Raw genomic sequence first — 25061 nt, 5'->3', positions numbered from 1 at the left:
GCTTTTTTATCCAGATAATTGTTTTTTTAACGCTTCCAAGGCTGCCCAGCGGCTATCAATCTGTGCATCTACTGATTCCGAAACCGGCTTCGGTGCAGCAGGTAGTTGACAATCTTGGTCACACAGTTTACGACCTGGCAGTTCCAAACACAATTGCTGATAAAACCAATCCGTAGGAGAAAAATGCCCTTGAGGGTCCAGAGTTTCCACCAAATCCTCAAAAGCCACCTCCACCTCTTCCGCGATCTGGTAATCCGATTTTTCCAACCAGATCACCTCAGAAGTCTTGATTTTCAAGCGGTGGTTGTACTGTTTCAGACAGCGATCGCAGGTCAAAGTCACAATCGCTTCCGCACGACCCTGGATATCCAAAAATGTCGTCCTATGACTAACTCGCATATACCCTCGCACCGGAGTCAGAGTATCCAAATCCGGGATAAACTCCTCAAACTGAAACTCCACCGTCCGCTGATGTGCATTAAGCAAATGAGGGATGTAAATAGCATCCATAATATTTCCGCCCTCGCTCCCCATGCCAAAATGTTTGTCAGGCTTTCGCTTTAATCACTAGACGGCGATCGGGTTCACTCCCCTGACTATAAGTTTCCACACCCTCACTATCCTTGAGAATATTATGGATTAGCCGTCGTTCCACCGAAGATAGAGACTTAATTTCTAACTCAATCCCCGTTTGTCGCACCTGACTCGCCGCATTTTCTGCCAAAGCCCTTAATTCTTGGTAGCGGCGGGCACGATACCCATTTAGCTCCACAGTGTAAGCCACTTTTTCACCGTTGTCTTTCCCCAAATTCAGAATTGTATTCACCAAATACTGAATCGAATCGAGTCCCTCACCACCATCACCAATCAGATTTTTAGCCTGTTCAGGGGACAGATTGGGATTTTCAATGGTTAACCACCAGGAGTCCTCCTCCTGCTTCAGGACCACATTACTCGAAATATCTCCTAGTTTTAGGAGTTCCTCTATCCACTCCTGACCTTGACTAATTTGAGTCTTCTCCATTGCTTAGTTTATGCCTTCTTCTTAGAATGTCCTGGTTCAAAAGGAAGTGAAGCACGTCCACTTTCACCTTGTTTCTTGTCTTTTTTGTCTTTTGTGCTGGTTTTCGCGCTAGACTCCTCCACAATTTTCTGGAGATTCTCCGGTAAAGGTTCCCGCGACAAGATAAACGCCTGACCTGTTTGGAAAATATTAGCAATCAGCATATACAGTAAAACACCAGCCGGTAGTGGGAAGAAGAAAAACATCCCCGTAAATAAAACTGGCGTGATTTTGTTAACCGTATCTTGTTGAGGATTACCAGAACCAGCTTGATTTTGACCAGATAGTACCTGGTTAATATACAAACTAATCCCAAATCCCAAAATCATCCCCACTATATCCCAGTGGATATTACCATCATCATCAAAAGCTCCTACCCGTCCCAAGGCATCAATAAACAAAAATCCCTTATCAGCAGCAATTCCTTTCAGGCTGGCTTGGATAGTCACTTCACCCGGTTTCACCGCTACCAAATTGCCTTCATCATCAATCTGAACCTTATCTTCCCCCTTAGTTACCATCCAATGGGGTTTAACTTTCGGATTTTCGTAACTATCGAGCTTCGACCGTAGACTTTCACCCTGTGCTGTTTCAAATTTGACCTCGGTTTTTTGTCCCACAGCCAAACTATTACCAGTATCAATCAACGCCTGTACCGAAGAGTGAACCCCATCTGCTACATAAACATTCTGAGCCTTACTCTTATATATTTGCGGTTGAATTTGCTCAATTTGTTCTTGGGGAAAAATTTGCAGGTCAATGGTGTAGTTAACATCCGAGAAAGGTGATCCTCGCAGGGTAGCAAACAAAGCAAATAGAATTGGCATCTGTAGCAGTAATGGAAAGCAACCCGCCAGAGGATTACCCAATTCCTTATATACTCTGCTCATCTCTTCGCGTTGTTTCACCGGGTCATCTTTATAGAGCTTTTGAATTTTGTCCACTCGCTCTTTCATCAGCGGTTGCGTCACCTTCATCCGCCGCATATTCCGAATTGACCCAGCATTCAGCGGATATAGTGCAAAACGAATCACCAGAGTTAAGGCTACGATCGCCAAACCGTAACTAGGGACGATCCCGTAGAAAAAATCCAGGATCGGTAACATCAAATTGTTGGAAAGAAACCCAATACCAAAGTCCATGCGTCAATAGTTAACCTAGCTGCTTGATTTTTTATACAAATTTTAACAATTTAGTTCCCCAGGTGGAACTTTTTCCTTCGATCTGATCTTTGCTCATTACCACCCATCAACACTCTCTAGCCTATCAGGTGAATTTGAAGTTACTGACCGATCACACCCGGCGGTCTTCCCTGTTTTTGAGCAATTTTTTCACTAATGTAGTCGTAAAGCTCTCGAAATCTCGGCAAAGCTCTTAGTTCCAGACGGTTACCATTTTTTAGGGTCAGCACCATATCTCCCCAGGCTCCCAGTCCCCTAGGCACTTTCGCCACACTGACAATTTCCGAGTACACCACATCAGTGCGATCGCGTCCCATCCATCCTCCAATCACAGAAACCCGGCGGTTAGTAATACGATAACGCAGCCACAGTGCCCGCACCACCGCTCCCACAGTCAAAGGCAGGCCGATAATTGTAAATCCGATCAGTAAATTTATAATCAGATCACCAATATGGGGCCCGCCTTCATAAAAGCTCTCCTCGCGAATGCCCATGTAAAACCTCTGCTTGTACTAACAACTTTTCTAATTCTCGCAGAATTTCTGCATAATTGCACTCGATCGCCGTTGGCTTCACCACAATCACCACATCCCAACCTGGCGAGATTTTTGATAATAACTCTCGCAGTCCGGCTCTAATTTGTCGTTTGAGCAGATTTCGTCGCACCGCGCGCTTACTAACCTTCTGACTTATAGAAATACCAAACCGACTCGGTGGGTCTCCTGCATCTATCTCAGGCGGAACTAACCGTTTTAATGCTCTTAGGGTTAAATGAGCAGTTTTACGATGTAGTCCCCTAGTATAGACTGCCTTAAAATCTTTGGGAGCGCGCAGTCGATTTACTTGAGGCAACATTTCGATATTTATTAGTTATAGCAGTTGACACTTAGACCAGCGAGGGTGCATCACCGGGAATAGAACCTAGGGCTAATATCAATCACAGATTGAGTCTATGGTTTGCTTCTCAGGGTTTTGACCACTGCTATAACTATTCCCAAACTCAATTGACCATCTGCTGTGAGTTAACTCCCTTAAACAGATAACCGTGACCGTCCTTTTTGCCGCCGAGACCTAATCACTGCACGGCCATTTCTAGTCCGCATCCGTACCCGAAACCCAGATACTCTTTTTTTCTTACGGCTAGTTCCTTTGAGCGTTTGTTGAGCCATTTGTCTATCCTCCCACAATCAGTGTTAAAATCACAATCCCCTATTTTAGCACATACACCGGCTAAAATTAGAGACATCAGGCGGCGAGTCTAGGAGCCGTTGATGTGATGAACTCAACCGCCCCAGCAGATGTTAATCAATGCTCAGGACCCAAGTACCAACATAGCGCAACAGAGGCACATCACCGGGGCTGCGGACATTAGCATTAAAGTGGAACATCCCACCAAAGGTAGGATTTCTGACGTTGGAGATGACAATTTCCAAGGACTGTCCGGCTGGGATGGGTTCTTCGGGATAGATTTCAATAAAATTGTTTTCGGCATCCCAGATTACCTCCTCTAGGGGAATTGACTGATCACCGATACGAACTTCAATGCGATCTGGGTCAAATCTACCCTCGAAATGTTCAGGATAGGAAATCGAGATCAGAGCCACAGCCATATTTAGCTGTCTCGCCGGAATTCTTAATCTGTAGCGGTCCCAGCGACCAGAGCGGCCACTTTGTAGAAAGAAATTGAGCAAATTCGCCCTTTCCGGTCCACCAAACAAAGTGACACCCGGACCTGATTGCGCCCAAGCTAGGGTCGGAAAAGCTCCCAATAAAAAGCCAGTCATTGTCAAACCAGAAACTAGAGAACGGATTTTCATTGATACAAACTCCTGCGATAAGTGTAACGGCGGTAACAATTTGACTTATGGTTAAAGGATTATTTTTGACATAAAGACAAACCTAAGATATCAATCAATCGGAACAACTACGATTATGATGTCAAACTAGACACTCATTCTGGCACAATCATGATCATTGTGTCGAGTTGCTGTGGTAGCAGTGATTAGCTTGTTGTAGCAAAGGTTGCACATTTTGATTGGCTACTTCAACCCAGACGGCCAGAGAGGTGGGGTGCTGTAATATGGGATGCTTGTCATCAAAAAATGACAAATGTTCTGATGTGACGCACTTTCCCAAGGCAGATCAAATTTCGATCGCTATCATAGAATCCTGTAGGGGCGGGTTTAACTGTCAGCCCTCAATTATCACAAATAAGACTGCTAAACCCACCCAGAACGCGAAAAGATTTTGGTCAAGCCGTCGAAAAGGGACGGAATTTGAGATATAGGAGTTTTTGATGAAAATTGCGATCGCCAAAGAACTGAACGTTAATGAACGCCGAGTGGCCCTGATACCGGACGTAGTATCTCGTCTGGTCAAACAAGGCTTAGAGATTTATGTGGAAGCCGGAGCGGGAGAAGGGTCTTGTTTCTCGGATGCTCTGTATGAGGAAGCGGGAGCCCAAGTGATTACTGACTCAGCCAAGCTGTGGGGAGAAGCCAATATCCTGCTGAAAGTGAGCCCGCCACAAGAAGAGGAAGTTGGCAAAATGGCAGAGGGAGCAGTATTAATCGGATTTCTCAACCCGTTGGGAGAGCCAGATCTGATCCAAAAATTAAGCGATCGCCGGGTGACAGCTTTCAGTATGGAAATGGTCCCGCGTACCAGTCGCGCCCAAAGTATGGATGCCCTATCTTCCCAGGCTAATATTGCCGGATATAAGGCAGTTCTGATCGCGGCGGCGAATTTGCCTAAATACTTCCCGATGCTGACCACGGCGGCCGGAACTATCCGACCGGCTAAAGTGTTAGTTCTAGGGGCGGGGGTAGCCGGACTACAAGCGATCGCCACAGCACGGCGTTTAGGAGCGATCGTAGAAGCCTTTGATATTCGCCCAGAAGTCAAAGAACAAGTCCAAAGTTTGGGGGCTAAATTCGTAGATGTCACCCTAGACGAAGATACCGTCGCCGAGGGAGGCTATGCCAAAGAAATCTCAGAGCAAGCCAAACAACACACCCAGGAAGTGCTAACCCAGCACGTCGCTGCTTCTGATGTGGTGATTACCACCGCCCAAGTCCCCGGCAAAAAAGCCCCGGTTCTAGTCAACGCTAACATGGTGGCTCAAATGAAACCAGGTTCAGTGATTGTAGACCTAGCGGCCGAACAGGGGGGGAATTGCGAGGGTTCAGAACCAGGTAAAAACATCCAGAAAAATGGTGTCACCATCATGGGACCCATTAACATACCAGGCTCCATGCCTGTTCATGCCAGCGAAGTATATGCTAAAAACCTCTCAGCCTTATTACAACTGATGGTAACTAAGGAGGGAGAACTTGATCTAAACTTCGCAGATGACATCCTCGATGGAGCCTGTGTTACCCACGGCGGCGAAATTCGTTCCCAACGGGTTAAAGAGGCTTTGGGAGTTCCTGTGGGTCAATAGTAAACACCACAGGCATCTCTAGCCTCTTTGTGAGGGGGAAACTGCGGTGGGCGGCCGGGTCACTGGGTAACAGTGACGAACAGCTAGACGCTTTCCAAGCTAGTAGAGGAAATGAGGAAATATTGAATGACAACAGAAACTCTGATTTCGGCTTTATTTGTTTTTGTCCTGGCATCATTTGCCGGGTTTGAGGTGATTACGAAAGTACCACCAACCCTACACACGCCCCTAATGTCTGGGGCTAATGCCATCTCAGGAATTGCGGTTTTAGGGGCGATTATTATTGCCGGAGAACAGGATTGGAACATCACGGTGATTCTGGGTATTGTGGCTGTGGTACTGGCTACTATTAATGTTGTGGGTGGCTTTTTGGTTACTGACCGGATGCTGCAAATGTTCAAGAAAAAGGAGGTTAAAGCATGATCGACTTTCTACCAACAGGCATTGAGTTAAGTTATTTGGTGGCGGTAACCCTGTTTTTCTTTGGTCTGAAAAAGTTGGGGTCTCCGGCGACGGCTCGCAATGGGAATATATTGGCATCTATTGGGATGTTAATTGCGATCGTGGCTACGCTTCTTAATCAGCAGGTTCTCAACTACGGCACAATTCTGATAGCGATCGCCATAGGTTCGGCTATTGGTGGCATCGCCGCCTATAAAGTCGAAATGACTGATATGCCTCAGATGGTCGGTTTGTTTAACGGTCTCGGTGGTGCCGCTTCTTCTATGGTGGCTGTAGGCGAGTTCTGGCGCTATTTAGCTACCTCTGATGCTCCCCCCCTACCAACTACTGTTACAGCGGTGTTAGGGGTTCTAATTGGCGGTGTCACCTTCACCGGCTCCCTCATCGCTTTCGCCAAACTGCAAGGGATTATGAGTGGCTCTCCGATTCTGTTTCCCTTGCAACAACCCTTTAACCTAGCCCTGTTAATTAGCTTTGTTGGGGCAAGTGTTTATATCTGTGTACAACCCTTCAACGTCCCGGTTTTCCTGGCTTTAGTGGGCATTTCTCTGGTGCTGGGAGTGCTTTTTGTTATCCCTATCGGTGGCGGAGATATGCCGGTGGTGATTTCCCTGTTAAACTCATTCTCAGGGTTAGCTGCTAGTGCGGCGGGTTTTGTGGTGATGAATAACCTGCTGATCATTGCTGGGGCTTTGGTGGGTGCTTCTGGTATTATCCTTACGGTGATCATGTGTAAGGCGATGAACCGCTCGATTACCAACGTCCTATTTGCTGGGTTTGGTACAGGTGAAGGTACAGCGGCAGCGCCTAGCGCTTCTGGTGGTGCAACCAATCAGAGTGTTCGCAATATCGACCCGGAAGAAGGGGCGATGATGTTGGGGTATGCTCGTTCTGTGGTGATTGTTCCGGGTTATGGCATGGCTGTAGCTCAAGCACAGCACTCGGTTAAGGAACTGGTGGATATGCTAGAATCCTTGGGGGTGGATGTGAAATATGCAATTCACCCGGTGGCGGGACGGATGCCGGGACACATGAACGTTCTGTTAGCCGAGGCGAATGTTCCCTATCCGCAGTTGTATGATATGGATGACATCAACCCCCAATTTGAACAGACTGATGTGGCTCTGGTGATTGGGGCTAATGATGTGGTTAACCCGGCGGCGCGGGAAGATAAAAATAGCCCGATCTACGGAATGCCGATTCTGGATGTAGATAAAGCCAAGCATACTATTGTGATTAAGCGTGGTATGAGTACGGGTTTTGCTGGGGTTGATAATGATTTGTTCTACAAGGACAAAACTATGATGCTATTTGGCAGCGCTAAGGATATGGTTGCTAAGTTGGCTTCTGAGGTTAAACAACTCTAGGCTTTTCCAATAATTTCCGGTTCTACTGACATCCTTCGAGTCCCATGGACGGCGGGGGATGTCAGTCTGTATTGGGGTTTGATGTTAGGCTTCTCAGGAGTTCGGCTACGACGCGGCGATAGTCTGATGCTGCTTCTCTGGCATTTTTGCTGCGAGACCGAATAATGGAAACGCCTTCTAGGGGACAGCGTTCATGGGCTTTGTAGGAGCGAATAAAATTCTGGAAAACTGGAATACCTGATTCCCGCAAGGACTTTTGAGCCTCAAAAGCATCTCCAATACTGCGGGGGTCAACTTTGGTGAGCAGGACTTTATAATCAATGTTGATGGGGGCGACACGATCGCGTACAGTAGCCATTAAGGCTACTAAATCCATGGGTGCGGCTTGGCTGGGTAAAATTAGATAATCAGCTACCTGGACTACGGCGGCTAGGGATTCGGATTTCAAGGCTGGGGGGGTATCAACGACAATCATTTGGACTTGTTGAACTTTCCTTAACTGTTTCAGGAGACTAGGATTGGTTTCTTCTGAGACATCAAAGGGCATTTCTCCCTGTTCAACCCACCACATAGCGGAACCCTGGGGGTCTGTATCTACTAGGAGGGTGGAGAAGTTGCTCGAAAGTATAGCAGCGAGATTGACGGCGGTTGTGGTTTTACCAACTCCACCTTTCCCATTGGCGATCGCTAAAATTGTCGGCATTCTATCTGAATCGGATAACTTGCTTAGAAAACATAACACGAAAGGTGGTTTGGTAGCGAACAAGATGCGATCGCCTCCCCGTACCAGAAAGCCCCAAGATAGGGAGAACAAGCCTCTATTTTGGGGTTATGGGTTAAGTGGTCTGACGTTCAATCACGCCGCCACCTAGGAGCAAATCTTCGGAGTACCATACAGCCGCCTGACCAGGGGTAATTCCGAAAATAGGCTCATCAAAAATCAGTCGGACTCTGGTGCCAATTTGGGGGTCTGGTTCGGAAGATAAAGGAACCACGGTTACGGGTAATGGCTTACTGCGATAACGAATTTGTACCTCGGCGCGGATAGGTTCAGAGGGCGGCGCAATAGATACCCAATTAACGCGCCTAATGGTGCATTCGGTTTGAGTCATACGATCGCGATCGCCAACTACTACCCGATTTCGTCCGGGGTCAATACTCAGGACATATAATGGCTCAGGTGCAGAAATTCCCAAACCTCGGCGTTGACCGATAGTATAGTGGTGGATGCCATCATGTTCTCCTAAAACCCGACCTTCAGGATCGACAATTTCGCCTTTTTTCCCAGTAATATATTTATCCAAAAAGGCGCGCATAGAACCATTAGCCTCGACCAAACAGAGGTCTTGGCTTTCGGGTTTATCAGCAGTTTTGAGGTTATACTGAGCGGCGATGCGTCTAGTTTCGGATTTCGGGACTTCTCCGAGGGGAAAAACCACAGCGCCTAGTATATCCTGAGTTAAATCATAGAGAAAATAAGACTGATCCTTAGTGCGATCGACGGCGCGTTTTAACTGATGGCGATCGCATTGTGAATTATAGGAAACCCTAGCATAGTGACCAGTAGCGATGCGGTTAATATTTAACTCCGTAGAAGCATAACCCAGCATCGGGCCAAACTTAACGGCACGATTACACTGGGAACAGGGTAAAGGAGTAATCCCCGCCCCATATCCTTCGACCAAATAATCAATAATATGGGTTTGGAACAGATCGCGGCTATCGACAATATAATGGGGAATGCCAAGCTGTTCGCAGATATGGGCTGCATCCACCATACCCTCGGAACAGCATTGACCCTTACCCCGCATTAACCATAGGGTTAACCCCACCACCTCATATCCTTGGTGATGCAGAATAGCCGCGGCTGCGGAACTATCAACCCCTCCTGAAAGACCAACAACAATTTTTTGCATTTAAATTATCGCCTCTACCAATTCCACCCGTCGCGACACGACTAGACTATATGTTATCAGATCTAAAGTAGTAGTAGGCTCGCGCTCAGGGAAACTCCCCCACCGTCAAACCCTATAAACGGGGTTTCTGTGCTAAATATCGGTAAGGAAACATAGTTGTTGAGTTTCGTGGCGATCGCCAATTAAGTTTTAAGCAGGAGTGAATCGAATTGATAGCCATGACGAAACTATTTAATAGTACCGCCTCCGCCCTCTGTTACTCAATTATTTACGATCGCACCCCCACGGAGGAAACCCGCGAATTTTATCATAATGATGTCGTGCGATTTGTCCTCGAACAACATCGCCGAATGCCGGATTATCTGCAATTTCCCATCTGGCTATTAACCGTTATTTTCGACTGCTGGGGATGGCTAAACGCCTCACCCTTTCATCGTCAACCCCACCAGCTTCGTCGCCAACAAATCGAAGCCTGGAAAAATTCCCCTTTTAGTCCCTGTCGGGATTTGATGCGCTTTTATGAGAGTTTAGTGGTACTGTGTTGGCAATCTTTGGTTAATTCCAATCAATGCGATCGCCATGTTTGAACCCCAGTCCTGTGAAATTGCCGTCATTGGTTCCGGTCCTGGAGGTGCAATTACCGCCTGTTTATTAGCCGAAGCCGGACGGGATGTGCTACTTATCGAAGAAGGGGCTTTTCTTCCCCTAGAGTCCTGTGCGCCCTTTTCCCAGGAAGAAATGGTGCAGAAATATCGCCATGGCGGGTTAACAGCAGCCCTAGGAACCCCCAAAGTGCAATATGTCGAAGGTCGCTGTGTGGGGGGAGGTAGCGAAATCAACAGCGGGCTGTACCATCGAACCCCGCCGCAGGTATTGGAGAGGTGGCGGACTGAGTTTCAGGTGGAAGGTTTAGGGGATGCTGACCTATTACCCCATTTTCAAGCCTGCGAAGAGGCTGTTACTGTCTGTCCCCTACCGGGAAAACCCCCCGCCGCCTCTCTGAAACTCCACCAAGGGGCTATCAAGTTAGGCTGGGAGTCCCTAGAAGTGCCGCGCTGGTTTCGCTATGAAACCCAGGATGACCCGAATTTGCCACCCAAGGGAAAGCGCCAGTCAATGACTAAAACCTTTATTCCTCGCGCGTTACGGGCGGGGTGTAGGTTGCGCTCAGAGACGCGAATTAACCGAATTGGTCGCCGGGGTCAAAAGTGGACTCTGTGGGCTAATACGGGCGAAATTGAGGCGGAAACGGTGTTTATCTGTGGCGGGGCTATCCAAACCCCGGCTTTGTTGCGGCGCAGTGGGATTACTGAAAATATTGGTAATTCTCTACAACTGCATCCGACGGTTAAGGCGATCGCCCAATTTTCCGAACCTGTTAACGCCCTTGATATGGGGGTTCCCGTCCATCAGGTTAAGGAGTTCGCCCCCCGGTTCAGTTTTGGCTGTTCGATTAGTTCCCCCCCTTACCTGTCGGTGGGAATGGTGGATCATCCTGAGTATATGGGGGAGGTACACCGCCACTGGGAAAATATGGCGATTTATTATGCCATGATTACCGCCTCCGGTCGGGGGTCGGTGCGTACTCTCCCCGGTTTTCGCGATCCTTTGGTGCGCTATCGCCTCACGGGTGAGGATTTGCGGGATTTGGGTGACGGCTTGCGGAAGTTGTCTCAACTGCTATTTGAGGCGGGGGCGATCGCCGTTTATCCCAGTTTGTCGGGGTTTGGGCGGTTGAAGGGAGACGATGGCGATCGCATCCCCGAAATTCTCCCGGCGGCGAGTACCAATTTGATGACGGTTCATCTGTTTTCTTCCTGTCCTATGGGGGAAAATCGCCGCCTTTGTGCGGTCGATTCCTTTGGCAAAATTCATGGCTTTGACAATCTTTATATTGCTGATGGAAGTCTGTTATGTACCGCCCCTGGCGTGAATCCTCAAGGGTCGATTATGGCGATCGCTCGACGGAATGCGTTAAAATTTTTAGACCAACTTTAGCCGGTCAACAATTGCCAACTGCCAAAAATGTTCTGATTTATGCCATCAATAATGTTGTCAATTCCCCGGAAAATAACAATTAGATCAACCACAGCACTCTACCTGATTCCGGTTTTAATTTTAATTGCTTTTGTGATTATCTACGGCGTGAGAGTTCCCCTCTGGGATGAATGGGCGATCGCCGCCATCTTTGAGAAAATAGCCCAGGGAAAAGCTGGGTTAAGTGATTTTGCCGAAATCTACAATGATCATCGCTACTTTTTCCTGAGATTAATTGTCGTCCCCTTGGCATTTATTTCCGGTTGGGAGAAGATTTATGAAATCTTGATTGGGGTGTTATTTGCTATCCTCAACGGAATTTTTATTGTCAAAATTTCTCGCCAATGCTATCCAGATATTTCGCACTCCCAAAGATTCCACATTATTAATGGTCTATCCTGGCTGATTCTGTTTTCCCTCGTGCAGTATCAAAATTGGCTGTGGGGATTGCAATTGGGGATATTTCTAGTTAATCTGTGTGTGACAATTTCTCTCTGGGTTCTCAATTCACAACAGCCCCAGCACCAAAAAAGCCTAATTTGGGCGACTCTACCCATGATGATTGCCAGCTTCACATTAGCCCAAGGTATTATAGGATGGTTGGCGATTTTACCCACAGTTTTTTTAACTAATACCACCATCAAATCAGGATTAAAAAATAGCCTGATATGGCTAGGATTATTTGGAATTACTACCGCCGTTTATGTGATGGGATATAATCGGGATAATCCCAGCAATTTTAACCTTTTGTATCTGCTCAATCATTCCGTATTTTGGGCGCGTTTTTTCTTGATACTATTGGGAGCCCCTCTCGGTTTCTATTCCGTGCCAATAGCCAATATTTTGGGGGTTTTGGTATTATTCAGCTTTGGGGGTGCGATCGCCTGGGGATATCAAAAAAACGGGTTCCAATTTTTACAAACCGTCGCCCCCTGGATTAGTTTAGCATTGTTCGCCTTACTATTTGCCGCCATTACCACTTTTGGCAGGGCTGAAGCCGCATTTACCGATTTAGGCTTAGATTTTGCTTTAGGTTCCAGATATACCAGCAATTCCCTATTTTTGTGGGTAGCAGTGTTACAAATTGGCTTATATTTCCCTAATCGAGAACTTCCCGTTATCCCATGGAAACGGGGATTAACTGGTGTAGCCATATTGATAATTTTTCTAACCGCAATTAATTCGGTATACGCCATTAAAGAAGGTCAATTCTATCGACGAGTTTCTAACCATATCACAAGCTGCTTAAACGTGATCCAAGTTTGGGACGATCGCTCTCCTAACTGCTGGCAATGGTTTAAAATTATCCCCTCTCGCGATCGCTTTAAACAAACAGCGATGGTCTTAAATGATTTAGGATTTATCGATAGTCCTAACCTACAATTTATCAAGAGTTCCGAAAATTATGGTGCGATCGTCTGGGATAATTCCCCAGGTGTGTTTTCCCAAAACCATCAAAATGGCTGGATTCTATTAACCGGAGAGTTACAACTTAATCCCCAGCTAGTTGATGACAATAATCAGCTTTTGATACTTTCCAAGTCCTCAGAAACCACAGCCATTGCTTACTCCGAAATCAACCAAAATATGTGGCGGGCTGCCATAGAAACAGCCGTTTTTAATCTGTATCAAAACACATCAATTCAGGCCTGGATCAGGGTAGGGGAATCGGCAGAATTACTACCTTTGGCTGGAGAAACTCAAATTAAAGTAATTCTTGATGGCATCCCTAACCCCCGCTTTAACCGCCAACCTGAAACCATTTACGGCTATATTAATCCCCCCCTCGCCACCTTAACTTTAAACCCCGGCGATCGCTTTATGGTAGACGGTTGGGCGGCGTTTGGCGATCGCGACCAACAACCTGATCGCGTCTTTTTTTCATATAACGACCAGGACTTTTTCTTCGCCGACACAGAAATTAACATACAGACCCCCGATATTGTGCAACATTTTAACAGCGATCGCTACTCAAAATCCGCTTGGATCGCTGAACTTTCCGCCCCAGATATTCCCCCCGGAGAAACCACTATTCACGCTTGGGTTTATGATCCTGATAGGGGGGAGTTTGTCACCCTACAACGAGAAATTACGTTAATTATTCTCTCAGAAGACCAAGGAGGAAACCATGAGTGATCTAGTTTTAGTTACAGGCGCTTTAGGCTGGTTAGGATTCAGTTTAGTTAAAGCCTTAGTTAAAGGACTCCCAGATATTGAGGCTTTTTCCCAACCCAGAAATAATCTGATGATTCGCTGTCTAATTTTACCCGGTCAAAACCCCGAAAGTCTCACCAACCTCTCCGATAAAATTGAAGTGATTGTCGGCGATTTACGGAATCCCCAAGACTGCGATCGCTTTTGTGAAAATGCGAACCATGCCATTCTCTTTCATACCGCCGGAATCATTCACCCTCCGCGCGTTTCCGAATTTTATCATATTAATGTCAACGGAACCCAAAACCTGTTAAATTCCGCCGTCACCAATCGCGTCAAAAGGGCCGTGATTGTCTCTTCTAATTCTCCCTGTGGTTGCAATCCTCACCCTGATCATCTATTCGATGAAAAATCCCCCTACCATCCCTATATGAATTATGGCAAATCCAAAATGCTGATGGAATTAGCCGTTATGTCCATGCAGCAATCAGGGAAAATAGAAACCGTTATTGTCCGTCCGCCCTGGTTTTACGGCCCCAACCAACCCCCCCGACAAACCCTATTTTTCCAAATGATTCGGGATGGAAAAGGTCCCATTGTGGGAGATGGAAATAATTTGCGATCGATGGCTTATATCGACAATCTCTGTCAGGGACTTTTGCTATCAGCCGAATCCGAAAAAGCCAACGGTCAAACCTACTGGATAGCCGATAATCGCCCCTATTCCATGAATGAAATTATCGATACAGTCGAGAAACTCCTAGAATCCGAATTTAACCAAACTTGCGCCCACAAACGTTTAAAATTACCCGGAATTACCGGAGATATCGCCACCTTAGTAGATGGCACTTTGCAGAGTTTAGGATTATATCAGCAAAAAATTCATGTATTATCTGAAATGAATAAAACCATCGCCTGTTCAGTTGCCAAAGCCCAACGAGAATTAGGCTATTCTCCCAAAGTTTCCCTAGAAGAAGGGATGCGTCGTAGTCTTAAATGGGTGTTCGATAATTACGGAGGAATTGATAACTAATGGCTGATTATATCATCGTCACCGAGGGATTAACCGCTACAGAAGCCACTGCAGCCGTCGATAACTTATCCCCTTATTTTAAAGCAGTAATCTGTCAGTTAGCCGCCGATGCTGAACCCAATTCTCGCGTGTTTGTTGCCCCTGGTAATCCCTTCGGACATTCCCAATCTGAGGAAGATTATGCAGGGGAATTTCTCCAGCAATTGCGCCCAGATTTACAGGTTTTGGTTCCCCAAAATGTCCGAGATAAAACCTATTTAGATACCTTTGATAATGCGCGGGTATTGCGTTATTGGTTAAAGCAGGAAAAATATTGGCACCTAGAGTCAGTAATTTTATACTGCAATAAACCCCACAGTTTCCGAAGTCGGATAATGTTTAAATCCTGCGATTTTCCCGTGCAAAAAGTAGTAGGTTGTCGTCCAGAAAAGGTTGATAATTCTATGGCGATCGCCCCCCGATTATGGTTTTATAATTATCCGCCGATCCAATTCCTTTACGAATTGGCGACATTAGTTTACGATGCTGGCAGAGTCATTATTTGGAAGGTTAGCGGTAGTCCATGAAACATCTGGTAACAGGGGGTTCTGGCTTTTTAGGAAATCTGATCGCCCGTCGGTTGTCGCAACGGGGAGAAGAAGTCAAAATACTTGATATTTGGGAAGATCCCACTCGCCCCCAGGATATTGAATATATTAACTGCGATATTCGCGATCGCCAAGGTGTCGCCGCCGCCATGAAAGGCGTTGATATCGTTCATCATAATGTGGCTTTAGTCCCCCTTACCAAGTCGGGAAAGAAGTTTTGGGAGGTGAATGTCGAAGGGAGTCGTATCGCCGCTGAGGAAGCCGCTCAAGCCGGGGTGAGCAGTTTTATTCACATGAGTTCTAGTGCCTTATTTGGCGACCCTCAATGTCCCATTACTAACCAAACTCAACCCCAGCCGGTGGAAATTTACGGACGCGCAAAATTGGCGGGAGAATTAGCAGTCCGTCAAGTTTGCGATCGCCAAGGTTTACCCTTAATTGTCATCCGCCCTCGGACTATTTTGGGCGAGGGAAGGTTAGGCATTTTTCAGATTCTATTTGAGTGGATTAAAGAAGGGCGAAATGTCTACGTTATCGGGGATGGAAATATCAAATTCCAGTTTATTCATGCTCTGGATTTAATGGACGCTTACCTATTAGCCTTGGATTTAGGGAAACCGGGAATTTATAATGTCGGAAGCGATCGCTTTGGCACTCTGCGGGAAGGTTTGGAACATTTAATTAGCTATGCGGGTACTGATTCTCAGGTAAAAAGTCTCCCCACTACCTTGACAATTGGCACCTTGAGACTATTAGATATTGTCGGTTTAAGCCCCCTCGCACCCTGGCATTATCTCACCTATCATAAAGAGTTTTATTTCGATGTTCAACCCCTGTTAAATTTGGGCTGGCAACCCCAATACTCTAATGATGAAATGTTCCAGGAAAGTTACGATTGGTTCCAGCAAAACTATGATAAAATTCAGGCAGAAAAAGCAGGTTCCGCGCACCGTAAACCAGTTAAAGAAAAAATTCTTTGGTTGCTCAAACAGTTGTCTTAACTGTTATAATTATCATATCCGGCTGAATCAAGGGGTGTAATTAAACCTAAATTTCCTATGAAAATTAAACCGAAATATGCTAGAGTATCTAATCCCAATTCTGCGGAAGTTTCCCCAGACAAATCGGGGGGAATTGGGGATATAATCAAGCTACTGCGTCCCCACCAGTGGACTAAAAATCTGTTCTGTTTGGCGGGGGTAATTTTTGGGGGTCAGTTAGGAGAAATAAATGCGATCGCCAACGGCATTTTAATGGTCGTCCTGTTTTCCATGATGGCATCAGCCGTCTATATTTTCAACGACATTCAAGACATCGATCGCGATCGCCAACATCCCAAAAAGCGATTTCGTCCCCTCGCCAGCGGACGGGTACAATTAACAACCGCCAGAGCGATCGGCATCTTTTTAATCACCCTTTCTCTCATCGGTTCTTACCATCTGGGAATCCCCACCTTTTCCTGTCTCTTATTGTATGCAATTAACAATGTCGCCTATTCCCTAAAACTCAAAAATATTCCCCTTTTTGATGTCAATTGTATCGCCTTCGGTTTCGTCCTCCGTCTCCTCGCCGGAATTTACGCCGTCGGAGACACCCCCACCGCTTGGATTACCCTTTGTACCTTCTTTTTAACCCTATTTCAAGGTTTCGCCAAAAGGCGATCGGAACTCCTCTCTCTCCTCCACAAACAAAACCCCATCGAATCCCTAGAAGAATTATCCCCAGACTCCCTGTATCCCACCCCAAAACAGTCATATATCCAACTATTTTATCAACGCGGTCAAAAGAATCAACAGCGCCCGGTTTTATGCCATTATACCCTACCCTATCTCGACTCTTTGATTAACAGTACAGCCACCATGACCATCATGTGTTATTCTCTATTTACCATCAGTTCCGGTAAAAACACTTCCTTAGTCATCACCGTTCCCATTGTCTATTATGCAGTAATGCACTACAAACGGATCGTCACAGTTTTAGCAGCCGGAGAAGAACCAGATCGCATTTTAATCGAAGATAACAGCATTAAAATCAGCCTATTTCTGTGGCTAGTTTCCTATTTAGCGATCGTCTATTTTGACCTGCATATTTTTCTTTAATATCACCCATGCTAGAAACCCGATTTCTTTAGATTGCCGAGGGTGATCAATCTGTTGTATAATTAGTTAGCTGTAAATCAGGTTTGGGAATTATGGCTAAATGTCCAATCTGTGAAACCAAATACACAGAAAACGAGGTCGAAACCTGTACCGTATGCGGTTATGACCTGACCTCGCTAATTACAACTGCCATAGGGGAACCACCCCCGTCAGTAATTTCCAACACGCCACTATATTGGCGGTGCCCCCTCGAATGGTCGAGTGTGGAATGGTCTGCATATCTATGTTGAAAATTTAGTTAACCTTTTGGAATCCAGAGACAAAAGGGTGGTGCGGGGCGGTTCGTGGTGCAGCTTTCCGGGTTACTGTCGTTGTGCCTACCGCGACTGTATTGACCCGGCAGACAGCAGTTACGGTTTCCGGGTGTGCTGTTCCCTCCCGGAGACTCTTCGCCCTTAACTATATTACCCTGTTTTACTGTGATCAGTGTTATCCGCTATGCAAGCCTTAACCATAAAAACTCTGTGTTCTGAAGCCGAAAGATTTTCCATCTTAGAATCTCAACATCTATAACCTTCACTTTATGGAATTACAGATGGTAAAAAGGTAGGGACTTACTTAGAGCAAAAATTTAGACACTACCTCAAAAATAATTATGATTTTAGAGAAGGAAATTCAGCCATTGGTATTGATTTCCCGGAACTTCAAGTTGATATGAAAGTGACGAGTATCAAACAGCCTTAGTCATCCTGTCCTTTCAAGTCAGCTAGACAAAAAATTTTTGGTTTAGGATATTCTCTATTAGTGTTTGTTTACGACAAACTAGATCATCATGACAATCAAACTGCTAATCTAAAGATTCTGAATGTGATCTATGTGCAATCAGAGAAAACAGCCGATTTTCAAATGACTCGCGGGATTCGTGAAATTTTGCACAATGAAGGAAATGTTGATGATTTAATTGCGTTTATGTGGGATAGAAATCTCCCCGTTGATGAAATTGAAGCCATAAATATTGCCGAAGAAATCATCGCTAATCCTCCTGAACTTGGGTTTTTGACAATTTCCAATGCTTTACAATGGAGATTACAGTATAGAAGAGTGATTGAACGTGCAGGTCAAGAAGATGGTATAATTACCGTTTATCGTTTTGAGTAGCCATGTCCGTTATCAAAAGCAAATTAACAATAGAATATGGAGATTTTCAAACTCCTATAGAGTTAGCGGAACGAATTTGCCAAAAATTGTCAAGTTTAGGGGTTAATCCAGATTTGATTGTGGAACCCACCTGTGGTGTCGGTAATTTCATTGTGGCATCGATTCAACAGTTTAAGTCGGCTGCAAAAATTGTCGGATTAGAGATTAACCCTGATTATATTAAAGCAGCTAAAAATAGTCCAATTATTAAACATGATCAGCGAGTTATTTTGCACCATGGAGATTTGTTAAATTTCCCGTTGTCAAACTTGGAACAGTCGGGGGAAATCTTGGTTATAGGTAATTTGCCTTGGATTACCAATTCACAACAAGGGTTAATATCGGGTAATAATTTGCCGCAAAAAAGCAACTTTCTCGGATATAAAGGATTAGATGCTTTAACTGGAAAAAGCAATTTTGACCTATCGGAATGGATGCTTATTCAAATTATTGAATGGTTGCAGAATTATGAACATAGCTATCTGGGGATGGTTTGTAAAACTTCTGTTGCCAGAAAAATTTTATACTATTTGCACGATCGCCAAAAAAATGTATGTCAATTTTCCACCTATAGAATTGATGCTAAAAAGTATTTTAATGCGGCGGTTGAATCATGTTTTGTATTCTGTGAATTTTCGGGTAAATTAAAACGCTATTTTTGTGATATTTTCCCCAGTCTGGAAAGTGCAGATTTCCAGAGGATTGGTTTCTCTCATAATCGGCTGATTGCGGATATGGTCACTTTTCAAAAACTGAGTTTTCTTTATTCCGAAACTCAGCCCTTGATTAAATGGCGATCGGGAATTAAACATGATTGTGCCAAAATTATGGAACTTCGTCAAGTTAATAATGATCTGGTGAATGGTTGGGGAGAAAAAGTTAACCTGGAGGATGATTATATTTTTCCACTTTTGAAAGGTTCAGATATTGCTAATGGGAAGATTAGCCAAACTGATAAATATGTCCTGGTTACTCAAAAATCTCTGGGTGAAGACACAGCTTTAATTAAACACCATGCGCCCCAAACTTGGAATTATCTTGAACAGAATGCGGCGAATTTAGATGGTCGCCAAAGCAAAATTTATCAAAATCATCCTCGTTTTGCTATTTTTGGGGTAGGAGACTATACCTTTAAACCTTGGAAAATCGCGATTTGTGGGCTTTACAAAAAACTAGAGTTTCAATTGATAAGTCCCCTGAAGGGAAAACCTGTTTTATTTGATGATACGGTTTATTTTTTGAGCTTCGACACTGAACCGGAGGCGATCGCAGTATTTCAAATACTCACTTCTGCTGAGGCGATCGCTTTTTATAATTCACTGATTTTCTGGGATGAAAAAAGACCCATCAAAACCAGCATTCTCAATTGTTTAAATTTACATCCGAGGCTATCACCCCTGCTAGAAACCCGATTTCTCAAAGAAACCCGGTTTCCTTCCCCCCACCATGTAGATAGACGAGGAATTGGGGGGGGAATTGGGGGGGGAATTAGTTAGTAGCTTCGCGGACTGTTTGAAGGTGATTGAGACTTTCTTGATTAATAGCGATCGCCACATCTCCTTGATTATCAAAACCAGATACCCGTTGGACCCGTCCCAAAAAAATCGGTTCCGAAACCCCAGGTTGAGGGTGAACAATAGTTCTAGCGCGGATAACTAAAGGCATTTGTCCTGCGCCGCCGCGACCGGGTGAATACAGGTCACTAGCAGCCTGTTGGAGAGTCGCCTCTAGTTGAGTCTCAGTAATATCTGGAGCCACAGCAATCACAATTTGACGAGCGCCATCATCAAACACCCTAGTATAGCGGACGGCTCCAGGAATTTCAACCCGCTGAAATAATCCCAACCCCAAAGCGAAAACGCCGCCAGCGAGGACTCCGGTAAAAGCAGTTATCCCCACTAGGCGAAAACGAATGCCCCAGTTTAGCACAAAAGCCACAACAGTTAATGCCGCGAAAGCCAGGGTAGCGATACCCAGCCACTTAGAAAAATCGAGTAATTCAGGGGTAGTCAACATGGTAAGTCCTGTCCGAGACCAAAAGATTAATAAACCGTCATCTATCAACTGTTAATCATCAACGCTCACCTGTCAAGGCTTTTTCATAATCAGAAAATAGGTATTCATTTCCCCCTTTCCTTTCACGTCAATGAGACCTCTGGGTTCAAACTCATAACCATGGCGAAGACGTTGATAGGTAGTTTCAGTCACTTGAATTTTCCCCGCCAACCCATGAGACTCCATGCGGTTAGCAGTGTTGACAGTATCCCCCCACAAATCATAAGCAAATTTGCGAGTTCCAATCACCCCCGCCTCTACCGGACCCGTATTGATACCCATTCTCATAGTCAGAGTTTCCCCTGGTTTGAGGGTAAAATTTACCACAATCTTTTGCATTTCCAAAGCCATATCAGCGATCGCCTCGGCATGGTCTGGTCTTGGGGTAGGGAGTCCCCCCACCACCATATAAGCATCACCGATAGTTTTAATCTTTTCGAGTCCGTAATTTTCAGCCAACTGGTCAAAAGCCGAAAAAATTTGATTAAGAATTTCCACCAATTCAGCCGGGGAGAGATTAGCCGAGAGTGTAGTAAAATTGACAATATCAGCAAATAATACAGTCACATCAGCGAAACTATCAGCGATGGTACTTTCTCCCTGTTTTAACCGTTGTGCGATCGGTGCAGGAAGGATATTGAGCAATAACCGTTCCGACTTTTGTTGTTCCGCCGCCAACTTTTGCAGATAGGCTTGTTCTTGGTCTCGCAGGCGTTTTTTTTCTAAACAAGCATTAATTCTAGCCCGCAGTAGAACATGATTAAAAGGTTTAGATAGATAATCCTCTGCACCGAGTTCAATACACCGAACAATGCTATCAATATCATTAACCGCCGAAATCATAATCACGGGAATATGGCGCAATTGGAGATCTGCCTTGAGGGACTCCAGCACCTGATAGCCGTTCATTTGTGGCATCATAATATCCAACAATACCAGATCCAGGGGTGTCGATCGCATAATTTTCAAGGCTTCAAAGCCATTAGAAGCCACCAGCACATCGTAACCTTGTTTTTGTAAACGTCGAGCCAACAGGTCACGATTGATTTCATTATCATCAACGATCAATACAAGATCCGGGTTACCATTCATCTAAACTTAGAACTGACAGATGGATATCACGAAGTCGCCTTATTTTTCAGGTGAGTCTCAATTTTCTCAAGTAAGCGGGGGAATTCCACTGGTTTAGTGTCATAATCATCACAGCCAGCAGCGAGACATTTTTCGCGATCGCCAGCCATAGCATGGGCTGTGAGGGCAATCACTGGAATTTCCTTAGTTTTAGTATCTGCCTTAATTTCGCGGGTCGCCTGCCATCCATCTTTAATGGGGAGACTCATATCCATTAAAATCAAATCCGGTGCTTGTGTTTGGGCTAAATTGACCCCTTCTGCCCCATCTTCAGCAATTAAGACATCATAACCCTTCCGACTCAAGCGCCTTTTGAGCATATCGCGATTCATTTCATTATCTTCTACCAATAGAATCTTAGCCATGATCTAATTTTAAGGTTGAGGGTTTTACCAGTTATCTTTTCTGAAAAAGCCAGGAAACTACCCAGTTAATTCTCGCTCAAACAGCCTTCAGTATAAGCATCAACTGCTGAATACTCTTCTGGATCTTGGGTTGTAGCGATCGCCTCTGAGGTTTTCACCTTGACTCGGGTAGGGATGACCACCTTAAAGGTTGACCCTTCTCCCAGTGTACTCTGTACTTGAATATTACCTCCCATCATTTGACAGAAGCGATCGCTAATAGCCAGTCCCAAACCAGTTCCCCCATAGCGTCGAGTCGTCGAGGCATCCCCCTGGGTAAATGGCTGAAACAGTTGTTCTTGTTGTTCGGCACTCATACCGATTCCCGTATCATGAACTTTAAATTCTACGACCGAACCCGACTCTTGGCTATAGGGGAGGGAGGATACACGAGAGACCTCTATCTTAATTTTCCCATCAGTTGTAAATTTCGCAGCATTACTGAGCAAATTCAGTAAAATCTGTCTAACCTTAGTCACATCAGCATACATAATCCCGATATTGTCAGGACAATCGACGGTGAGGGTGTTATTATTTTTTGACATCAGCGGTTGAGCCGTACCCATAACACTTTCTAGGAGACCCGAAACATCAAAAGCCTCTACAAACAGGTCCATCCGCCCCGCTTCAATTTTAGAGATATCCAGGATATCATTAATCAGAGTCAGTAGATTTTTGCCCGCAGTATAGATCCGTTCTAGGTCGGGGACAATATCTTCATATCCTAGTTCTTCGGCTTCCTCCAATAAAATCTCGCTATAGCCGATAATGGCATTGAGGGGAGTACGCAATTCATGGCTCATATTAGCCAAAAATGTACTTTTTGCCCGGTTAGCGGTTTCGGCGGCTTCCTTGGCGCGTTCTAAGGCTTCTGCTGCCCTTTTTCCTTCGGTGATATCTTCGACAGTTCCTTCATAACAAACCAGTTCCCCGATAGCGTCAAAAACGGCTCTGGCATTTTCCGAAATCCAGATAGTTGTCCCATCTTGCCGATATACTTGAGATTCAAAGCCTGATATAACTGAACTTTTGGCGATCGCTGCTACAAATTCCGCCCGTCGGGTAGGTTTAACATAAAGCTGGGTGCTAACATCGGTCAAATTGGCGATTAAATCCTCCGGTGAGTCATACCCCAAAATCCTAGCTAAAGCCGGGTTAGCGCTAATATAGCGACCGTCTGGGGTAGTTTGACAGATACCCTCAGCCGCGTTTTCAAAGATACTGCGATATTTAGCCTCTGTTTGTCGTAGCACTTCTTCCGTGCGTCGCCTTTCGATAGTGTTAGAAAACATTTCTCCCACCATTTTCAGGAGGCTAATAGTATCGGAAGATAAGGTATCCAAAGAACTGAGGCTATCAAAGCGCAAAAAGCCTACTAAAGATTTGCGACAGACCAGAGGAATAATCGTCAGAAATTGCAGTTGATGCTGGATATATTCTGGATGTTCATAACCGACCAATCCAGTATCTTGATGGAATTTTTCTAGAGATTGCAGATCCTTAATAATGTCCCCAGACAAATTGGCTGATTTAATATGGACAACCTCATATTTTTTCAGCCATGAAATAATCCCAGGAATCACCTGGGGATTAAGTTGATTTGATGTGACTTTGACTTGATTTTTAACCACCGAAACCAAATCTAAGGGTTCATTTTCTGACGACTCAGATACCAGGTTATTTTCGGCTTTAATAGACATCAAAGTAGAGCGCCAGTCGTAGATAGATTGGCTTTGATGTTCTGGGTCAGAAAATAGATAAATATAGCTTCTATCTACTCCGATAAAATTGCTGATTTTTTGTAAGGATTCTTGAATACCCGCATCAACTTCCTCGGTATTTAGACTAATAAAATAGGTGGATAGATTCGTGATTAGCTGTTCAAATTCTACCCGATTTTGTAGGGCTTTTTCGACTCTTTTACGTTCGGTAATATCCCGGAAACTCCAAACCCTACCCACCAGTTTATTTCCGACTTTAGAAGGGTGAGAATATACCTCAAAAATCCTCCCATCCTTAAATTCTACCACATCATAGGTAGGGATGTAGGGTTGGGCGGACAGTTGCATGATAGTTTTCAGAAACTGGGGGGGGTTTTTCAATTGTCGCATCACAAAAGCTAAAGTTGAGCGATTTTGATGAGGGTTAAGGAATGATTCGGGTACCTCCCACATTTGCACAAACTTTTGATTAAAATGGCAAACTTGACCGTAGCGATCCAGGGCTAAAATTCCCGCGTCCGTTGAGTCAAAAGTGGCTTGTAACATGGACATAGAACGGGCGGCTTCTTGTTCGGCTTGTTGGCGATCGCTAATATCAAAAAACACTAAAACGGTTCCCACCCAAGCATCATTTTCTACAATCGGGTTGAGAATGTAGGAAACTGGTAAAACTTGACCATCACGACAGGCTAAATAATCTTGCTTAGATTTAGGAGGTGCTAACAGTTGTTCCGGGGACGGGGAACATTTCTGACCTAGGTGAGATGGAAATTGCTGGGGAAATTGTTGTAAATGGGGAGCAATCAATTTAAACAAATCTTGACCGGCGAGTTCGGACTCGGACCAGCCCAAAAGTTGTTCGGCTTTGGGATTCATCGATAGGAGATTTCCCTGAGCATCTAATATACATAATCCCGCACCGAGGGAACCAATTACCGCCTGGAGGCGATCGCGTTCTGCTTCTAACCGCGCTTCTGACTGTTGGCGTTGACGTTCATATTTTTCGAGCATTTCCTCCGAAGAAAATGTCAGAGTTTGCGCCGCCAAATCCCGTTGTTGATCGGCGGCGCGATAACTGGAACTAACCTTTTTTAAAAACTCCCGCCAAGCCTTGGGGTCTGATGGCGGCGTGTCCATTTGAAAGCCGATTTCTTGGAGTTGTTGTTGAAGCAGAGGGTGGATCATGGTTCATAATTCAAAAATGGGGACTTA

The 25061-nt window shown here is 45.1% G+C and carries 24 protein-coding genes and 1 pseudogene; 12 read left to right on the top strand and 13 right to left on the bottom strand.

The features are described from left to right. Positions 1–6: 6 nt before the first annotated feature. From N39L_RS32300 to N39L_RS32270, 7 genes are all read right to left on the bottom strand, one after another. The gene (locus N39L_RS32300; protein ID WP_014277485.1) at positions 7–510 is read right to left on the bottom strand and encodes a YceD family protein; all 504 of its coding nucleotides are present in this window, start codon (positions 508–510) and stop codon (positions 7–9) included. Between the two features lie 37 nt (positions 511–547). Further along, positions 548–1024: a Jag family protein gene (locus N39L_RS32295; protein WP_014277484.1), complete on the bottom strand. Its 477-nt coding sequence runs from the start codon at positions 1022–1024 to the stop codon at positions 548–550. A gap of 8 nt (positions 1025–1032) precedes the next feature. After that, on the bottom strand, positions 1033–2205 hold the full coding sequence (gene yidC, locus N39L_RS32290) for a membrane protein insertase YidC (RefSeq protein ID WP_006617145.1): 1173 nt from the start codon (positions 2203–2205) through the stop codon (positions 1033–1035). A gap of 140 nt (positions 2206–2345) precedes the next feature. Next, entirely contained in the window at positions 2346–2738 is a 393-nt protein-coding gene (locus N39L_RS32285; protein ID WP_006617144.1) for a PH domain-containing protein, read from the bottom strand. Continuing rightward, the gene (rnpA, locus tag N39L_RS32280) at positions 2710–3099 is read right to left on the bottom strand and encodes a ribonuclease P protein component (RefSeq protein ID WP_014277483.1); all 390 of its coding nucleotides are present in this window, start codon (positions 3097–3099) and stop codon (positions 2710–2712) included. Before rnpA ends, N39L_RS32285 begins: the two co-directional genes overlap by 29 nt. 176 nt (positions 3100–3275) lie before the next feature. Beyond that, positions 3276–3413 (bottom strand): 50S ribosomal protein L34, encoded by a 138-nt coding sequence (rpmH, locus tag N39L_RS32275; RefSeq protein ID WP_006617142.1) that lies wholly within the window; start codon positions 3411–3413, stop codon positions 3276–3278. A gap of 132 nt (positions 3414–3545) precedes the next feature. Then, positions 3546–4061: a DUF2808 domain-containing protein gene (locus N39L_RS32270; protein WP_006617141.1), complete on the bottom strand. Its 516-nt coding sequence runs from the start codon at positions 4059–4061 to the stop codon at positions 3546–3548. A gap of 479 nt (positions 4062–4540) precedes the next feature. Between N39L_RS32270 and N39L_RS32265 the strand changes: the two genes are divergently transcribed. From N39L_RS32265 to N39L_RS32255, 3 genes are all read left to right on the top strand, one after another. After that, positions 4541–5686: a Re/Si-specific NAD(P)(+) transhydrogenase subunit alpha gene (locus tag N39L_RS32265; RefSeq protein ID WP_006617140.1), complete on the top strand. Its 1146-nt coding sequence runs from the start codon at positions 4541–4543 to the stop codon at positions 5684–5686. A gap of 126 nt (positions 5687–5812) precedes the next feature. Further along, positions 5813–6109, top strand: coding sequence for an NAD(P) transhydrogenase subunit alpha part 2 (locus N39L_RS32260; protein WP_006617139.1), 297 nt, complete (start codon positions 5813–5815; stop codon positions 6107–6109). Continuing rightward, a complete protein-coding gene (locus tag N39L_RS32255) occupies positions 6106–7515 on the top strand; it encodes an NAD(P)(+) transhydrogenase (Re/Si-specific) subunit beta (RefSeq protein WP_006617138.1) in 1410 nt (469 codons plus the stop codon). Before N39L_RS32260 ends, N39L_RS32255 begins: the two co-directional genes overlap by 4 nt. A 61-nt stretch (positions 7516–7576) precedes the next feature. On the opposite strand, the gene N39L_RS32250 is transcribed toward N39L_RS32255, so the two are convergent. Beyond that, positions 7577–8218: a ParA family protein gene (locus tag N39L_RS32250; RefSeq protein ID WP_014277482.1), complete on the bottom strand. Its 642-nt coding sequence runs from the start codon at positions 8216–8218 to the stop codon at positions 7577–7579. Positions 8219–8351: 133 nt separating this feature from the next. Next, on the bottom strand, positions 8352–9431 hold the full coding sequence (gene mnmA / locus N39L_RS32245) for a tRNA 2-thiouridine(34) synthase MnmA (protein WP_006619139.1): 1080 nt from the start codon (positions 9429–9431) through the stop codon (positions 8352–8354). A gap of 218 nt (positions 9432–9649) precedes the next feature. On the opposite strand from mnmA, the gene N39L_RS32240 reads away from it, so the two are divergent. From N39L_RS32240 to N39L_RS32200, 9 genes and pseudogenes are all read left to right on the top strand, one after another. Beyond that, positions 9650–10018 carry a hypothetical protein gene (locus tag N39L_RS32240; RefSeq protein WP_006619138.1) on the top strand — a complete coding sequence of 123 codons (369 nt, stop codon included), beginning with the start codon at positions 9650–9652 and terminating at the stop codon, positions 10016–10018. Continuing rightward, positions 10011–11429: a GMC family oxidoreductase N-terminal domain-containing protein gene (locus N39L_RS32235; protein ID WP_006619137.1), complete on the top strand. Its 1419-nt coding sequence runs from the start codon at positions 10011–10013 to the stop codon at positions 11427–11429. Before N39L_RS32240 ends, N39L_RS32235 begins: the two co-directional genes overlap by 8 nt. 51 nt (positions 11430–11480) lie before the next feature. Continuing rightward, positions 11481–13604, top strand: a complete 2124-nt coding sequence (locus N39L_RS32230) for a hypothetical protein (protein ID WP_006619136.1) — start codon at positions 11481–11483, stop codon at positions 13602–13604. Further along, complete coding sequence (locus N39L_RS32225; RefSeq protein WP_006619135.1) at positions 13597–14655, top strand: NAD-dependent epimerase/dehydratase family protein; 1059 nt, start codon at positions 13597–13599, stop codon at positions 14653–14655. Before N39L_RS32230 ends, N39L_RS32225 begins: the two co-directional genes overlap by 8 nt. Next, positions 14655–15221 carry a YdcF family protein gene (locus N39L_RS32220; protein WP_014277479.1) on the top strand — a complete coding sequence of 189 codons (567 nt, stop codon included), beginning with the start codon at positions 14655–14657 and terminating at the stop codon, positions 15219–15221. The genes N39L_RS32225 and N39L_RS32220 overlap by 1 nt, the downstream gene beginning before the upstream one ends. Then, complete coding sequence (locus N39L_RS32215; protein ID WP_006619133.1) at positions 15218–16243, top strand: NAD-dependent epimerase/dehydratase family protein; 1026 nt, start codon at positions 15218–15220, stop codon at positions 16241–16243. The genes N39L_RS32220 and N39L_RS32215 overlap by 4 nt, the downstream gene beginning before the upstream one ends. Before the next feature lie 57 nt (positions 16244–16300). Further along, positions 16301–17341 (top strand): UbiA prenyltransferase family protein, encoded by a 1041-nt coding sequence (locus tag N39L_RS32210; RefSeq protein WP_006619132.1) that lies wholly within the window; start codon positions 16301–16303, stop codon positions 17339–17341. Between the two features lie 498 nt (positions 17342–17839). After that, positions 17840–18499: pseudogene (locus tag N39L_RS33425) on the top strand (type II restriction-modification system restriction endonuclease). A gap of 2 nt (positions 18500–18501) precedes the next feature. Next, on the top strand, positions 18502–20034 hold the full coding sequence (locus N39L_RS32200; RefSeq protein WP_006619130.1) for an N-6 DNA methylase: 1533 nt from the start codon (positions 18502–18504) through the stop codon (positions 20032–20034). Here N39L_RS32200 and N39L_RS32195 read toward each other — a convergent pair. The 4 genes from N39L_RS32195 to N39L_RS32180 form a co-directional block, all read right to left on the bottom strand. Then, a complete protein-coding gene (locus N39L_RS32195) occupies positions 20027–20554 on the bottom strand; it encodes a Ycf51 family protein (protein ID WP_006619129.1) in 528 nt (175 codons plus the stop codon). The genes N39L_RS32200 and N39L_RS32195 overlap by 8 nt on opposite strands. 72 nt (positions 20555–20626) lie before the next feature. Further along, on the bottom strand, positions 20627–21685 hold the full coding sequence (locus N39L_RS32190) for an adenylate/guanylate cyclase domain-containing protein (RefSeq protein ID WP_006619128.1): 1059 nt from the start codon (positions 21683–21685) through the stop codon (positions 20627–20629). Positions 21686–21711: 26 nt separating this feature from the next. Continuing rightward, the gene (locus N39L_RS32185) at positions 21712–22089 is read right to left on the bottom strand and encodes a response regulator (protein WP_006619127.1); all 378 of its coding nucleotides are present in this window, start codon (positions 22087–22089) and stop codon (positions 21712–21714) included. Between the two features lie 65 nt (positions 22090–22154). Beyond that, complete coding sequence (locus N39L_RS32180) at positions 22155–25034, bottom strand: PAS domain-containing sensor histidine kinase (RefSeq protein WP_014277474.1); 2880 nt, start codon at positions 25032–25034, stop codon at positions 22155–22157. Between the last annotated feature and the right edge of the window lie 27 nt (positions 25035–25061).

It is taken from the genome of Limnospira platensis NIES-39, from assembly GCF_026000695.1.
Taxonomy (GTDB): Bacteria; Cyanobacteriota; Cyanobacteriia; order Cyanobacteriales; family Microcoleaceae; genus Limnospira; species Limnospira platensis.
Note: the sequence above shows the minus strand (reverse complement) of the source record. Positions and strands in the feature narration are given on the sequence as shown.